This window comes from Fibrobacter sp. UWP2 (genome assembly GCF_900141705.1).
Classification (GTDB): Bacteria; Fibrobacterota; Fibrobacteria; order Fibrobacterales; family Fibrobacteraceae; genus Fibrobacter.
This window is the reverse complement of sequence record NZ_FQYM01000001.1, coordinates 223,575-238,285: the sequence shown is the minus strand read 5'-3', so window position 1 is coordinate 238,285 and position 14,711 is coordinate 223,575. Positions and strand designations below refer to the sequence as shown.

Below are 14,711 nucleotides of genomic sequence, written 5' to 3'. Positions count from 1 at the left end.
TTAAGCGGGTGTGAAAGTCCGCTTTTCTTTGCAGGATTAGTGTACGCCGTCTGCATTGACGACGGGCTTTTCGTCGTACCAGGCCTGTATCTTTTCGCGGGCTCTTTCGTCGAATGCCGAAGCGTCTTTTAGAATGTGGTCTGCAGTTTCGAGCGTTTGGCTGATGAGTTCCTGGTCGGCAATCCAGTCGAACCAGCGGAACACCCAGGCGCCGCTCTGCTCGTTGCCTTCGAGGTTGCCCGCACCGCGCGTCTGCAGGTCGAGTTCCGCGATTTCAAAACCGTCTTCGGTGACGGAGAATTTCGAGAGTCGTTCCATGCTGCTTTCGGCGGCGTCGCCTTCGGGTATCATCAAAAAGCACCATGCCTGGGCGTCGCCGCGGCCTACACGGCCACGCAGCTGGTGCAACTGCGCGAGGCCGAAACGGTCTGGCTGGTCGATGACCATCAGGTTCGCGGCGGGCACGTTCACGCCCACCTCGATGACGGTCGTCGCCACGAGAATCTGGATTTTGCCCGCCGCGAACTGCGCGATGATTTCATCGCGCTCCGCTTCGGCCATCTGCCCGTGAACTCCCGCGACTTTTAAATCGGCGACGTTTCCCGTGCCGTTTGAGCCCGCTTTGCTTTTGATGAACGCCCGCAGTTCCTCAACAATCTCGTCCACGCTCCGGGCGCCGCCCTCGTCGTCGGCCCCCACGCGGCTAGCAATCCAGTAGCATAGGTTGCCGCGGGCAGCTTCGTTGCAGATAAACTTCTTCATGTCGTCGCGTTTTTCCGCCGGGACGAGGCGGGTACGGATAGGCTTGCGCCCCGCGGGCTTTTCCTTGATGCTGATGACTTTCAAGTCCCCATAGAGCGTCATGGCGAGGCTTCGCGGAATCGGCGTCGCGCTCATCACCAGCATGTCGGGGTAGTCGCCCTTGGCGAGCAGCGCCTCGCGCTGACCCACGCCAAAGCGATGCTGTTCGTCGATGATGACAAGCCCGAGCTTTGCAAAGCACACGTCCTTGCTAAAGAGGGCGTGCGTCCCGATGACCACGTTGCATAGCCCCATCTGGAGTTCGCCTAGAATAACCTTCTTCTCGGCGGCGGGGGTAGCCCCCACCAGGAGGCGGACATTGAGACCTGCGGCGTCAAAAAAGGGTTTGAGCGACTTGTAGTGCTGCCGCGCCAAAATGTCGGTCGGCACCATCATGGCGCATTGCTCGCGCATCCCGTTGCCGGCGCCGTTACCGCCGCACACTGCCATCATCGCAAGCATCGCGACCACGGTTTTGCCGCAGCCCACGTCGCCCTGCAAAAGCGCATGGAACTGTTTTTTGCCGTTGAGCCCCTCGACGATGGTGCCGAGGGCCACCTCCTGCCCGCGGGTGAGCTCGAAGGGGAGGCTCGCCCGGGCAGCCATCACGGTACCGAGGTCAATCTGTCGCTCGTGCCCGCGCTGCTTCTGGTTTTCGCGGCGCTTGACCATGCGCAGGCAAAAGGGCAAAAGCTCCAGCACCTTCATTTCGCGCTTGGCGCGGTAAATGCTCGGGAAGTCCTTGGGCTGGTGCAGCGTGCGCAGGTTCTCCATTACGGGCGCAAAGTGCAGGTAGTCGGTGAGTTCCTTGGGGCAGAGTCCCGGGAGGGTGAGGTCCGGGAACTTGAAAATCGTCTTGTAGAGGCCGCGGAAGAACTTCTGTTCCATCCGGGCTTCGCGGCATGCCTCGCTAATGGGGTACACGGGCTGGATGCAGCCGCTGAATTCCTCGTCGTCGTCAAAGGGCTGCATGTCGGGGTGCGTCATCTGGAGCCCGCGGTAGTCACCCACCTGGCCCGTCACGAGCCAGCGTGTGTCGTTCTTGACGCGGCGCGCCCACCAGCTGGTCCCCTGGAAAAACAGGAGCTGAATTTCGCCCGTGCCGTCGGTGAGGGTCGCCATGAACCGCGAACGCCTCCCGCGTACCACGCCCGCCCGCTTGATGGTCCCGATGAGCACGACCTTTTCGCCCACGCGGCAGTTGCCTATGGGCGTGACTTTGGTCTGGTCCAGGTAGGTGCGGGGGATATTGTACAGCAGGTCGGCAAAGGAACAGAGCCCCGCCTTGCGGAGGGCCTCCATGCGCTTGGGACCGAGCCCGGGAAGCTGCGAGATGTCCATATTACTCGGGTTCCGAGCCAGGTAGGCTTTCACCCTTCTCGGCGCGTTCCTTCGCCTTGTCGCGGGCCTTGTCGCCAATCAGGTTGATGTTCTTCCAGGTGACGAGTTTGACTTGGTTCCCGTTCTCGTCGTAAATCTTGATTCCCTTGGTATCGATGGCCGCCACCAGGGTGTTCACCTTCTTGATGAAGTCCTCGATCTTCTCGACGGCCTCGTTGGAGTTCATGAGCTTGCTCAGGGTCGGGTTGCTCTCAATTTCGGCGATGGTCTGGCTTGCCTTGGCGGTGCCCTCCGAGAGGATCTTGACGATGCTGTCGGCCTGGGCGAGCTTCTCGTTGACGGTTTCTGCCGCGGTCTTGACGGCGGTGTCGGCCTGGTGCGTCACGTCGATGAGCGTGTTGCTCGCGTCGTTGATCTGCGTAAGGACCTGCTTGATTTTGGGCTGAAGGCGGCTAATGTTCTTGTCGGCGTTCTCGAGGATGCCCTCGACTGCCGCCATGATGTTCTCGTACTTCTCCTTGGCGGACTCGTGCGTGGAGTCCCCGTTTGCGATGAGCATCACGGCCTCGCGCACGTAGGTGATTTGCTCGTTGACGGACTCCATGTAGCGGAGGGCCTCGGCGATTCCCGGCTCGAAATATCCGGTATGGACAAAGTCCTCGGGGAGGACTTTACCGGTTTTTGAGGGGATGATCTCAAGGCGTCGCTGCCCCATGAGGGCGTAGTTGATGTTGTGAAACTGCGTGCCCTCGCGGATGACGAGCGGTTCGTCGAACTTGATTTGCACGCGGGCGCGGTCGCCGAGCCAGGTGACGGAACCGATGGTGCCGACCTTGTAGCCGCGGACCACGACCACGTCCTCGGGCTGCAGGGTGCCGAGTTCGTCAAAGTCGACCAGGGCTATGGGGGTGACCTCGTGGTGGGCCCGGTACATGCCGTAAGAGACGCCCGCAATTATGCAAATGAGCGCCAAAAACGATAAATAGCCCAAGGCCCGGTCCGATATTTTCATGTTCCACAATTTAACTAATTCCCGACCGCCACCCTTGGTTCAACTGAAATTTTTGCTATATTTGCCGTTACCGATTTTAATCGGAACCCTCCCGGGGCCAATGTCGGTTCTCGGGCGATAGACCAAAGGGACTCATTATGAGACAATACGAAACGATGGTTATCATCGACGCTATGATCTCTGACGACGCCATCAACGCTGAAGTCGAGAACATCGGTGCCATGATCACCAACGGCGGCGGTGAAATTCTCCGTCGCGACGACTGGGGCAAGCGCAAGCTCGCCTATTCCATCAACAAGCGCCAGCACGGCTACTATGTGATTTTCTACTACAAGGCCGAAGCCTCTGTGGTGGCTAACATGGAAGCTGCCCTCAAGCTGAACGAGAACGCCCTCCGCTGGATGACCCTCGCGGATTATCCGATGAGCGAAATCGTCTACAACAAGGACATGGCTCAGTCTACCGAGGAAATCATCCCGGTCGACGCAGAAGAAGGGGAGGCTGAATAATGGCTTTTGAAGACAAGAAACAGGCTCCGCGTATTCGCCGCAAGAAGACTTGCTGGTTCACGGAAAACAATGTCAAGTTCATTGACTACAAGGACGAGAAGACTCTCCGTCGCTTTATCTCTGAACGCGGCAAGATCATTCCGCGCCGTATCTCCGGCACGAGCGCCAAGTATCAGCGTATGCTGAACGAGGCCATCAAGCGTGCTCGTCAGATGGCTATTCTCCCGTTCGTTTCGGACAGCATGCGCTAAGGAGGAACTAGACTATGGAAATTATTCTTAAGGCCAATGTTCCCCACTTGGGCAAGATGCTCGACGTCGTGAAGGTTAAGGACGGCTATGCCCGTAACTACCTCTTCCCGCGCAAGCTCGCTGTCCGTGCAACCAAAGAAGCCAAGCTTCAGATCGAAACCAACCGCGCTGCTCTCGAAGCTCAGTTCCAGAAGGAACTCGCCGCTGCCGGCGATGTGGCTGCCAAGCTCGCCCAGGTTTCTGTGAACCTCGAACGCCGTGTCGTGGAAGGCGAACGTCTGTACGGTTCTGTGACCGCTGCTGACATCGCTGACGCCATCACGAAGGCCGGTGTCAAGGTTTCCCGTGCTCAGATCGACCTCGCTGAACCCATCAAGCAGCTCGGTGTCTACACCGTGACTGTCAAGGTCTTTGGCGACGTTGAAGCACAGGTCAAGGTTTGGGTTGTTGCCGAGAAGTAGCAAACCGAGGTGCAGCTACGGATGGTGCGCAGCACCAAAAGTAATTCTCGCTGACGCCGGAACTTTTGGACCGCTCCCTATGGGGGGCGGTTCTTTTTTTATAGCTCATTTTTCTATTTTATGGCTATATGCGCAAGTTTGCTCTTTTACCTTTGTTTGTGGGTCTCGTCTTGGCCCAGGGTGCTTTTGCCCAGCCCCGGGACCTCTTTGCTGAATTCGAGGAAGAAGTCGCCGCCCAGGAGGCCCCGGCGAGTTCCGCCGTGGTTCCGGCGTCCAGCGCCGTGGTTGCCCCTGCGAGCTCCTCCAGTGTTGCCGCCAGTTCTTCGAGCGTCGCCGTGTTGAGTAGTTCCGTAGCTGTCAGTTCTTCCAGTTCCGTTGAGGCCCCTGCGAGCAGTTCTGCCGAGCTCTCTTCCAGTTCCATCGAGGCGCCCGCCGACCGCGGCCCGGTCGCTCCGGCAGATTCTGCAGCTGCCGATTCCGCTGTGGTTGATTCGGCATCGACAGCCGATTCGGCGGTCGTAGATTATGCGGCCCAGAAACAAGCCGCTATCAATGCTGCGATTGAAGAGGCCAAAAAGCGCGATTCGCTTGCCGCCCTTTCCACTTCCTCGGTCGTCGCAGAAGCGCCTTCCTCCAGTAGCATGAGCCGTCGCGATTTGCTCGGCCCGGTCAAGGTTTCCAAGGTGCATGGCATCGACGAGATGAAGGGCAAGTACAAGAGCCCGCGCAAGGCGATGTTCATGTCCCTTGTGATTCCGGGCAGCGGGCAGCTCTATACGGGCGGCTCCACGTTCACCTATGTGCGTGGCGGCGTCTATCTGGCATTGGAAGCAGCCCTGTGGGGCAGCTGGTACTACTTCTCGGTACACAAGTACAACGACCAGGTCGACAAGTACAAGAAGTTTGCTAAGAGCCATTACTCCATTGGCCAGTACGAAGTCAAGATGCGCAACATTTACAAGCAGCTCGCCGACGAGACCGAGGAGTCCCGTTTTGAAAACCGCTACATGAGCTCCCGCGAGGGATTCTGCGAGGCCCTCTACGGCACGGCCAACAGCTACGGCTGCTACGTCAAGGGTCAGCTCTTCCAGGACGACAAGAACCACTTGAACAAGTTCAGCGACCAAAAGCCGTTGGGCGAGGAAATTGACGCCCTGAAGGACGTGTATGACGTTTCCACGATTTACCAGCAGATTGCCGACGACGCCTACGTGCTGGGCTGGGACGACGTGACCGACGAGGAAGTGGTATTGAACCTGGAACTGCAGACGGATTCTCCCGAGAATGGGACCGTTCCCCTGGGCAAGTCGAGCCGTCAGGAAGAATACCGCGACATGCGCGGCAAGGCGAACGACTACGCCGACATGCAGGCGTGGTTCTTTGGCGGTATCATCTTGAACCACCTGATTTCTGCCGTGGACGCCGCGTTTACTGCGCATTCCCACAACAAGTCGCTCTATTCCGAGGAGCTCTCGTGGTACGACCGCTTGCATTTTGACAGCTACATGAGCTTTACCGACGGCTTTGACGTGGGTGCTCAGGCACGTATAGGATTCTAGCCGGGGTTTGGATGCGCTTTATTCTCGCCATACTTTTGACTGCGGTCGCCGCTTTTTCGCAGGTGGTGATTTCGGTTGACGAGAGCGTCAGCAAAAACAAGGACAAGAACGTATTTTTGGCGATAGGCGCCTCGGCGCTTTTGCCGGGTATGGGCGAACTCTATTTGGGCGAAAAGAGCCTGGTGCGTCCGTTCTTGTGGACCGACATTGGGCTTTGGCTCACCGCGGTGAGTTCCTATTACATAGGCGAGCGCTACATCACCTCGGCGCACAGTTACGCGGTGCGTCATGCGGGCCTCACCAGTTCTAGCAAGAGCGTGTCGATGCTCAACACGGTGGGCGACTACCGCAGCCGCAGTGGCGTTGCGGGGCAGAACTCGTCGCCCGACATGGACGAGGATTACAACCAGGCGATGCTCCGCTCGGGCAAGGAGATAGACGAGGAGTTCGACGAGAGTATCCAGTGGGACTGGGGCGCAAGCGACAATCCCGAGACGACGGAGCACATGGACGAGTTCCAGAGCCGCATGCGTCATTACCGCATAAGCCGCATAGTGTTCCAGGCTTCAGTGGGCGCTTTGATTTTGAACCGCGTAGTCTCGATTTTGGATGCGGTGCGCGTCTACCGCAAGACCTCAAGCAAGTCCTTTAGCGAAAATATTGAGTTTTTGCCCGAATTTTACGAAGACGGCAGCGGGCTCAATGTGAATGTGAAATTTTAATGGCAACCTTTGCTGCCCATAAGACATCTAAATGGTGCATTGAACCACCAATTTGTATGAAATACTTTTTATTTGCTTTTTTATGTGCTTGTTTCGTGGTCGCCTGTTCGGGTGGCGATGAAGGCGGCTCCAAGGCTCCCAAGGACGGACCTGGGGGCAAGGGCCCAGGCGGACGCGGCGCTCGCGAAGTCGCCGTTGAAGTTTATATAGCCACGTTGAGCGAACAGGCACGGGAATACCAGACCATGGCGACTTTGGTGCCCATGAACAGTGTCGCCCTCTCAGCGGCTACATCGGGTCGCCTGGTAAAACTTTCGGCGAAGGACGGCGCCCAGGTGCAGAAGGGCTCGCTCCTTGCAAAGATTGACGATTCCGAACTCAGGGCCCAGCTCAAGCAGGCGGAGTCCAACAAGGCGCTGGCGGAACAGCGTTACAACCGCACTAAGAACCTTTTTGAAAAAGATGGCGCCACCAAGGAGGACTTGGAAGCCGCCGAGGCGAGTTTGCAGTCGGCGCAGGCGAACACGGAACTCATCAAGGCGCAAATCGAGAAGACCGAGGTCCGCGCTCCGTTTGGAGGCAAGCTCGGCTTTGTCGACGTTTCTGTGGGCGCATGGCTCACGGCGGGCGCCAGGGTGGCTGAACTCAGCGAAGTGAACCGGCTCAAGGCGGTTTTTGCGTTGCCGCAGCGTTTTGCCTCTGCGGTCAAGGTGGGCGATGCTGTCGAAGTTTTGGACCAGGAACGCAATTTCAAAAAGGATGGCAAGGTCAAGGCGCTCGACGCCACCATCTCGGAGAGCAGTCGTACCCGCCAGATCATGGTCGAGGTCGACAACGCCAAGGGGGAACTTTTGGCAGGTGGCTTCGCCAAGGTGACTGTCCCGCTTACGCAGCACAGTGTTCCCGTCATGAGCGTTCCCTCGGAAGCGCTCACGCTCGACAAGGACGGCGCCTATGTGTTTGTGGTCAAGGGCGGCAAGGCGACGGTCAAGCGTGTCGAGACCGGGCTCAGGACACCCATCGCGGTAAACGTGACCGCAGGCCTTGATGAGGGCGACTCCGTGATCACCTCCGGCCTTATCAGCCTGCGCGAAGGCTCCGCCGTGCGCGTGCGTGAAATCCGCCATAGTGTCAATTATGAGGTGGAGTAACCCCGGATGAGTGTTGCGAACCTTTCTGTCCGCCGCCCGGTGCTCATGACCGTGATGGCGCTCGTCATTCTGCTGCTCGGTTTTTTCGGGGCAACGAATCTTGGCGTGCGCGAATACCCCAACGTAGATTACCCGCTTATCCAGGTGCGTACCTCGTACCCCGGCGCTAACGCCGCCGTGGTGGAGGCCGAAGTCACCGAAATTTTGGAAGCGTCCATCAACAGCGCTTCGGGAATCAAGGCGCTCACCTCCACGAGCCGTGACGGGTTCTCGTTCATCAACATCGAATTCGAGACGGGCATGGATCTGGAGGCTGCGGCAAACGAAATCCGTGACCGCGTGAGCCGTGTGCGCCGCAGGCTCCCCGACGATGTCGATGAGCCGACGGTCTACAAGTCTGATAGCGATAACGACCCGATTTTGATGGTGAGCCTCGTGAGCGACAAGCTCGACCCGATGGAAGTTTCGGAAATCGCGAACAACTTTGTAAAGGAGCGCCTTCAGACCATCAACGGTGTGTCGGAAGTCGCCATCTGGGGCGAGAAGCGCCCGACGGTGCGCCTGTGGATTGACCCGGTGCGCCTGCAGGCACTTGGCGTTTCGGGTGCCGAGATGTCGGCGGCGCTCAAGCGCGGCAACCTGGAACTGCCCTCCGGTTCTATCGAGGGCAGCGAGACGACACTTTCCATCCGCACACTGGGCCGCATTCTCGACCCTAGTGCGTTTGCGGACATCGCTGTAAAGACCGCCGCCGACGGTACCGTCATCCGCATCTCGGACGTGGCGGATATCCATTACGAACCGAAAGATACGCGTACCGGGTTCCGCCGTAACGGCAAGAACTCCATCACACTTGCCCTGATGGCGCAACCGGGTAGTAACCATGTGGAAATCGCCAACGAGTTCTATAAACGCGTAGAGGATATTCGCCGTGAAATCCCCGAAGGCGTCGAAGTCCTTTACGGCCGCGACACCTCCATCAATATTCGAGCTTCCATCAAGGAAGTGGTGGAGACCATCTTTATCGCGTTCTTGCTTGTGATTGCGATTATCTTTGCGTTTCTCCGCCAAGGGCGTACGACGCTTATCCCCATGGTGGTGGTGCCGGTTTCTGTTACGGGTAGCTTTTTTGTGCTTTACTTGTGCGGGTTCAGTATCAACGTGCTCACGCTACTTGCGATGGTCCTTGCGATTGGCCTTGTGGTCGACGACGCCATCGTGATTGTTGAGAACATTTATCACAAGATTGAATCCGGCATGAGTTCCAAGCAGGCGGCCATCGCAGGCACCAACGAAATCTTTTTTGCGGTGATTGCGACTTCGGTCGTATTGATGGCGGTCTTTGTTCCGGTGCTTGCGCTTGGCGGGACTACTGGGCTCTTGTTCCGCGAGTTCGTCGCAGTGATGATCGGTACCGTGTTCCTCTCGACACTCTGCGCCCTCACTCTTTCTCCGATGCTTTGCTCCAAGTTTTTGAAAAACCAAAAGAAGGGCGCGTTCTTCAGGCTCACGGAACCCTTCTTCGATGGGCTTAATCGCATCTACTCGGTGCTGCTGGGCGCATTCCTCAAGTTCCGCTTGCTGCTGTTCCCGGTGGTGGCGGGGCTCCTTTTGACAGCCTATTTCTGCTTCAACAACATGAGCAGCGAAATGGCCCCGACGGAAGACTCCAATGCGGTCATGGTGAACCTGAACATGCCCGAAGGCGTGACGCTCTCGCGCACCAAGCGCATGGCCGATGCCTTTGCCGAAGAAGTTATCGCGCTCATGGATTCTAACGAGTACACCGAAATCCAGGCGGGCGCGTGGAATGCGGGCAACTCCAGAATGCGCATATTCCTGAACGACGACAAGGATGCACGCCGCCCGCAGAGCGAAATTGCCCGCAGTATTCAGGTGCTTGGCAACGAATATCCCGATTTGCGCGTAATGGTTTTTGAACCGCAGAGCATCAGCACGCAGCGCGGCGGCCTCCCGGTGCAGTTCGTGTTGCAGGCGCCGAATATCGAGATTCTCCGCACGCTCGTGCCCAAGTTCGAGGAGGCAGCGGGCAAAAGCCCCATCTTTAGCGTCGTGAACACGAACCTGCGTTTTACCAAGCCGGAACTCCACATCGAGATTCTCCGCGACAAGGCCAACGAGGAAGGCGTCTCGGTGAACGACATCGCCCAGGCGGTGCAGCTTGCCATTAGCGACCAGACTTACGGGGAGTTCTACAAGGACGGCCGCCAGTACGACATCATTGGTGCGGTAGGCTACGAGTATCGCAGTACGCCCGAGAATATTTCCATGCTCACGGTGAAAAACGGCAAGGGCGAGCTAGTGAGTCTCGACAACTTCATCACCTATTCCGAAAGGTCCGCGTCGCCGTCGCTCCCGCGATACAACCGTTTCAGTGCGGCCACCATCCAGGCGGGGCTTGTGCCCGGCAAAACGATTGGCGACGGTGTCGAGGAAATGCGCCGCATCGCGAAGGACCTCCTGAAGGACTACCCGAACGTGAGCACCACCTTGAGTGGCTCCTCTAAGGAATTCGAAGAGAGCTCGAGCGGACTCTACATCGTGTTCCTGCTTGCGCTTGCGCTTGTGTTCCTGGTACTTGCAGGGCAGTTCGAAAGTTTCCGTGCACCCTTTGTGATATTTTTTACGGTTCCGCTTGCCTTGGCAGGGGCTCTCGTTTGTCTGTTCGTTACCGGCCAGACTCTCAACATCTTCAGCGAGATTGCGCTCATATTGCTTATCGCGCTCGTGACAAAGAACGGCATCCTGATTGTGGAATTTGCAAACCAGATTGCGGCGAGCCGGGGCTGTAGCAAGCTCGAGGCGGCTCGGATGGCGGCGGAACGCCGTTTCCGCCCAATTTTAATGACGAGCCTTTCGACAGTGTTGGGCGCGGTGCCGCTGATTGTCACCGGCACCCCGAGCCGCGTCGCCATGGGCATTGCCATTGCAGGCGGTCTTACGTTCGCGACGTTCATGACGCTCTTCATTGTGCCTGCCGCCTACAGCTTCTTTGCCGGCAAGGTCGAGGTAACGACAAACGACGCCTCCAAAATGGCGTAAGCCAAGGCGTCGTCTTTAAAAAATCAAGAAAGTTTGGTTAAACGGTGGTGGCGGCCACGGCGTTCGCGATCTGCACGGCGTGTGGAGTCACTTCGAGCTCCATCGCATAGGCGAGCAGGTGCTTTAGCGAATACAGTGTGGTGCTCAGAGCGCCATGTTGCGCCAGGTCCATCAAGGTGATTAAAGTTGCAGTCATATCCCAAAAATCCCTTCTATTTATAGAAGCTTTTGTTCTGCCTAATCTAACCCTTGTACACCTAAATATATCTTAATTTGTATTATTTGTCTGCATTTTTGTCTGTATTTTTAAATAAACGATAATTTTTGTTAACGTTAATGTTTGTAAATGTCCACATTTTTCGAAATAAATGTGGACATCCCCCAGTTCATGAAAACCGGCTTTATTTGACCATTTGGTAGACTTTTTCGCCATCCTTGCTCATGCCGTAGCGTGTGCGCAGGATTTTTTCCTTGTACAGGGAGTCGTTTTGAAGGCGATCGATTTCTTGCTTGTGGCCCTCGATGACGGCCTGCAGGGATTCGATTTGCGCCTGGTATTGGGCGATTTCGTCTTTGACTTTCTGCTGGCGGGGGAGGCTGCTTTGCCCGAAGATGAGGTTCGCTACCATACTGGCGAGCAAGAACAGTATCGCTATGATGACGATGTAGATTTTCTTGTGCATTATGCCGCTCCGTTAAAATGGAATTGGTAGTTGTCTTCGGTGTGGACAAGTCCCGCAATCTCGAGCTCTGTTAATATAGTTAAAAGCGCGTTCGTGTTAAAGTCAAATTCTGACTGCAGCTCTGTAAAAGTTTTGCGGAAACCGTTGACCTTCTTGAATAAAACGGTCGCCTCGGGGCTCAGGTGGCATCCGGTGGCGTCCAGTTCCTCGAGGCTCAAACCGCCCTGCTTGGGGAGCCCGAGCACCTGGCTCAGGCTCTCGGGAGTAAAAACGGGCTTGGCGAGCCCCCGATCCAAAAGGCTGTTGGGACCCGCGGCGACTTCGCTGTCGTAGTCCCCCGGGATGGCGTAGAGCGTTTTTTGCTCCTTGAGGCACAGGTCGGCGGTAATGAGCGCTCCGCCCTGGGCTTTGCTCTGCACCACGACGGTCGCCTGGCAAAGCCCCGATATAAGGCGGTTCCGCCTTACGAACGTCCCCTTGCGACTTTCGAAGTCGCCTTCGTACTCGCTCACGAGGGCTCCGCCCGCCTCGACGATGCGCTTGGCGAGCAACCCGCGGCTCCCCTCGATGGGGGCGTCCAGGCCCTGGGCGAGTACGGCGATGGTCGGGAGTCCCTCCTCTAGGGCGGCTTCGTGGCAATAGCTGTCGATTCCCTGCGCAAGTCCCGACACCACAACGGCTTGCGTGCCTTTGAGCGAGCGCACCAGGCGTCGGCAGAGTTCCTGCGCACTGGCGCCCGGCCTGCGCGTGCCGACCATGGCGATGCCGACGCACGTGCTTGCGGGGAGTGTACCTACGGCAAAGAGCTGCCTTGGTTTGTAACGGGAGGAGCCTAGCAAAAGCGGATAGTTCTCGGTAGCAACGGTTGTGTACTTTCTATCTTTCATGGTATGAAGTATTCCTTTAATGATTTGGTCGATATACTGGCCCGCTTGCGTGCACCCGATGGCTGCCCCTGGGACCGAGAACAAGATACGCGTTCACTCTTGCCGTACCTGGTAGAAGAGAGTAGTGAGTTTATTGATGCGGCACAGGACGGCGACAAGCCGCACATGTGCGAAGAATTGGGCGACGTGCTACTGCAGGTCGTGTTCCATGCGCAGGTGTGCAAGGAACAGGGCGATTTTGACATCGACGATGTGGTGCAGGGCATTTGCGAAAAAATGATTCGCAGGCACCCGCACGTGTTCGGGGATGCCAAGGTGGATACCGCCGCCGACGTCAGCAGACGCTGGGAACGCATCAAGGCCTCTGAAAAGAACAATCTAAAAACTGCGGGCTGCTCTGCTATGGATAAAGTAAGCAGAAGCATGCCGACGCTCGCCCGGGCCCAAGACATTATCCGCAGGGCAGCCAAGGTCGGCTTCAACTGGGATCGCTCGGAGCCTGTATTTGAGAAGGCTCAAGAAGAATTTAATGAATTTCGCACCGAAATGCAAGCGGTCACCCCGCAAAACAAGAACGCTGACCGCCTCGAGGACGAATTCGGCGACATCATGTTCAGTCTCGTGAACGTGGCACTCCAGTGCGGCATAAACGCGAATACCGCCCTCCAGCGAGCCAACTCCAAGTTCGAAAAGCGCTTCCGCGTGGTGGAGTCGCGCGTCCGAGAATCCGGCCGCGAAATGCGCGACGTGGGGCTCGAGGGCCTCCAAAAGCTCTGGAAAGAGGCTAAGGCTTCCGCTCGATAGTAATGGTGTCCTGCAAGTCTATGCGCAGTAGCCCGTCCTGTGCGGCGACATAGAACTTGTCGAAGTTGCACGAGTTCTCTTCGGCGCCGGTGGCATCGAATTCCAGAACATCCTTGTACGTCTTCTTGCCCACGGTAAGCGAATCCAGCATGCGCACGGTATAGCCGTCGCTGCTTGTCATCTTGTTTCCGTCAAGATCGCTGAATACGATGTCCGGACCGTAGTGCCAAATGCCGTCGCGGCGATACCTGAGACACGAAACGGTCATCTTGCCGCCATCTTCGTCGCATTCGACACGCATATCGATATTGATTTCGTTGATGCTGCCGGATGCTTCGAAATAGAAGTTTTCGGGCTTGTGGCTGTAAATGCGTTCGTCGTAGGAGTCCTCGATGCCCCAGCTGTCGACGACCTTGACGGTGTCGCTCCATTCCTGCTCTTTTTGCACCAGCTTTGCAAAATCGCCTCCGACATAGGGGTCATCTCCAAACATCCCGCACGAAGAGAGTGTCAAGGTGAGTTCGGCAAGCGATACGGCTGTCGAAAACTTATTCATTGTCGCCCCCTTCCTTGATGGTGAAAGATGTCCCGTCGGTGGTTTCAAGTCTCAGAATTCCCGCAGTCTTGGAAAAGTAGAGAAACGCGGTGTCGCTTTCAATTTTTTCATTGTAGTTGAGAGCGTCGTAGTGAGCCATGTCCATGATGGCGAAAACGCTGTCGTAAGTCACTCCGTTGAAGGTGATTGTATCGAGCATTCTGACCGTTCCTTCTATTCCCATTTCTTCCGGAGTTCCGGTGGAATCAAGTTCGACAAGGAAGCCTGTGTTTCCGTAGCTTATGTGCATCGGCATGCTGTGGCTTATGACAAGGTTTTTCTTGTTTTCCTCCTCGCTGACGCTAATGCCGCCATAGAAGTTTACTTCGACGCTCATGATGGGGTAGGTGGACGTGAGGAGTACTGTGCGGTCCTCTTCCTTTGCCACCACGCAAAAGTCGTCCCAGCCGTCCATGAAGGTAGAATCCTGGCTCACGGTCAGGTCGAATTCGAACCCTTCGGAATGCTCGTAGTGTGTTGTTGTCCCCTTCTTGAAGACTTTGGTGGATTTCTGGCAGTCGGCAAGTTTGTATATCGGGTGATAGACCTCGTCGCATTCGTCCGTGGTGAAAAGCGGTCCGCAGCCGGTGAGTAGAAGTGCCGATAGCAGGAGTGACGCTTTAAGTTTAAAAATCATGTTCTTCCTTTTTCCCCACGGCGGGACGCCGTCACGCAGAATATAAAAAAGTTTGTCTGTAAAAAAGAAGTGCTCCATTTTGGAATAGGGGCTTTATTCTAATTTGGAACGCGCTAGGGTGGAATAGTGGTTTTGCAAAAAGTTTCGCCGCAGGGCGAAAAAATCGGTATTTTATATCTAGTGCCACACATCAATCCTGGTTCTGGAGAAGGGATGCCGGATCGAACCGCGGGGT

The 14,711-nt window shown here is 56.5% G+C and carries 15 protein-coding genes; 8 read left to right on the top strand and 7 right to left on the bottom strand.

All coding sequences use genetic code 11. From position 1 onward, the window contains the following. Nucleotides 1–36 precede the first annotated feature (36 nt). Nucleotides 37–2,175 (bottom strand): ATP-dependent DNA helicase RecG, encoded by a 2,139-nt coding sequence (locus BUB55_RS01045; protein WP_234971744.1) that lies wholly within the window; start codon nucleotides 2,173–2,175, stop codon nucleotides 37–39. Next, nucleotides 2,144–3,154 (bottom strand): MlaD family protein, encoded by a 1,011-nt coding sequence (locus BUB55_RS01040; protein ID WP_073187408.1) that lies wholly within the window; start codon nucleotides 3,152–3,154, stop codon nucleotides 2,144–2,146. Before BUB55_RS01040 ends, BUB55_RS01045 begins: the two co-directional genes overlap by 32 nt. Before the next feature lie 137 nt (nucleotides 3,155–3,291). Between BUB55_RS01040 and rpsF the strand changes: the two genes are divergently transcribed. The 7 genes from rpsF (at nucleotide 3,292) to BUB55_RS01005 (ending at nucleotide 10,870) form a co-directional block, all read left to right on the top strand. Further along, nucleotides 3,292–3,663: a 30S ribosomal protein S6 gene (gene rpsF, locus BUB55_RS01035; protein WP_073187406.1), complete on the top strand. Its 372-nt coding sequence runs from the start codon at nucleotides 3,292–3,294 to the stop codon at nucleotides 3,661–3,663. Next, nucleotides 3,663–3,914 carry a 30S ribosomal protein S18 gene (gene rpsR, locus BUB55_RS01030; RefSeq protein ID WP_073187404.1) on the top strand — a complete coding sequence of 84 codons (252 nt, stop codon included), beginning with the start codon at nucleotides 3,663–3,665 and terminating at the stop codon, nucleotides 3,912–3,914. The genes rpsF and rpsR overlap by 1 nt, the downstream gene beginning before the upstream one ends. A gap of 14 nt (nucleotides 3,915–3,928) precedes the next feature. Then, on the top strand, nucleotides 3,929–4,375 hold the full coding sequence (gene rplI / locus BUB55_RS01025) for a 50S ribosomal protein L9 (RefSeq protein ID WP_073187402.1): 447 nt from the start codon (nucleotides 3,929–3,931) through the stop codon (nucleotides 4,373–4,375). 128 nt (nucleotides 4,376–4,503) lie between these two features. Further along, a complete protein-coding gene (locus tag BUB55_RS01020) occupies nucleotides 4,504–5,934 on the top strand; it encodes a DUF5683 domain-containing protein (protein WP_073187400.1) in 1,431 nt (476 codons plus the stop codon). Nucleotides 5,935–5,945: 11 nt separating this feature from the next. After that, nucleotides 5,946–6,656 carry a hypothetical protein gene (locus BUB55_RS01015; RefSeq protein ID WP_073187399.1) on the top strand — a complete coding sequence of 237 codons (711 nt, stop codon included), beginning with the start codon at nucleotides 5,946–5,948 and terminating at the stop codon, nucleotides 6,654–6,656. Between the two features lie 56 nt (nucleotides 6,657–6,712). Next, nucleotides 6,713–7,807: an efflux RND transporter periplasmic adaptor subunit gene (locus BUB55_RS01010; protein WP_073187397.1), complete on the top strand. Its 1,095-nt coding sequence runs from the start codon at nucleotides 6,713–6,715 to the stop codon at nucleotides 7,805–7,807. 6 nt (nucleotides 7,808–7,813) lie between these two features. Next, nucleotides 7,814–10,870 (top strand): efflux RND transporter permease subunit, encoded by a 3,057-nt coding sequence (locus tag BUB55_RS01005; protein WP_073187395.1) that lies wholly within the window; start codon nucleotides 7,814–7,816, stop codon nucleotides 10,868–10,870. Between the two features lie 37 nt (nucleotides 10,871–10,907). Here the strand turns inward: BUB55_RS01005 and BUB55_RS14140 are convergent, their stop codons facing one another. The 3 genes from BUB55_RS14140 to BUB55_RS00995 all read right to left on the bottom strand — a co-directional run bounded on the left by BUB55_RS14140 (nucleotide 10,908) and on the right by BUB55_RS00995 (nucleotide 12,440). Continuing rightward, nucleotides 10,908–11,066, bottom strand: coding sequence for a hypothetical protein (locus tag BUB55_RS14140; RefSeq protein ID WP_159431906.1), 159 nt, complete (start codon nucleotides 11,064–11,066; stop codon nucleotides 10,908–10,910). A gap of 205 nt (nucleotides 11,067–11,271) precedes the next feature. Then, entirely contained in the window at nucleotides 11,272–11,553 is a 282-nt protein-coding gene (locus BUB55_RS01000; protein ID WP_073187394.1) for an FtsB family cell division protein, read from the bottom strand. Then, entirely contained in the window at nucleotides 11,553–12,440 is an 888-nt protein-coding gene (locus BUB55_RS00995) for a DNA-processing protein DprA (RefSeq protein WP_073187392.1), read from the bottom strand. The genes BUB55_RS01000 and BUB55_RS00995 overlap by 1 nt, the downstream gene beginning before the upstream one ends. Before the next feature lie 3 nt (nucleotides 12,441–12,443). Between BUB55_RS00995 and mazG the strand changes: the two genes are divergently transcribed. Beyond that, on the top strand, nucleotides 12,444–13,244 hold the full coding sequence (gene mazG / locus BUB55_RS00990; protein ID WP_073187390.1) for a nucleoside triphosphate pyrophosphohydrolase: 801 nt from the start codon (nucleotides 12,444–12,446) through the stop codon (nucleotides 13,242–13,244). Here the strand turns inward: mazG and BUB55_RS00985 are convergent. Next, the gene (locus BUB55_RS00985; protein ID WP_073187388.1) at nucleotides 13,225–13,800 is read right to left on the bottom strand and encodes a hypothetical protein; all 576 of its coding nucleotides are present in this window, start codon (nucleotides 13,798–13,800) and stop codon (nucleotides 13,225–13,227) included. The two genes, mazG and BUB55_RS00985, sit on opposite strands and share 20 nt — an antisense overlap. Next, complete coding sequence (locus tag BUB55_RS00980) at nucleotides 13,793–14,476, bottom strand: hypothetical protein (protein WP_143152825.1); 684 nt, start codon at nucleotides 14,474–14,476, stop codon at nucleotides 13,793–13,795. Before BUB55_RS00980 ends, BUB55_RS00985 begins: the two co-directional genes overlap by 8 nt. Nucleotides 14,477–14,711 lie beyond the last annotated feature (235 nt).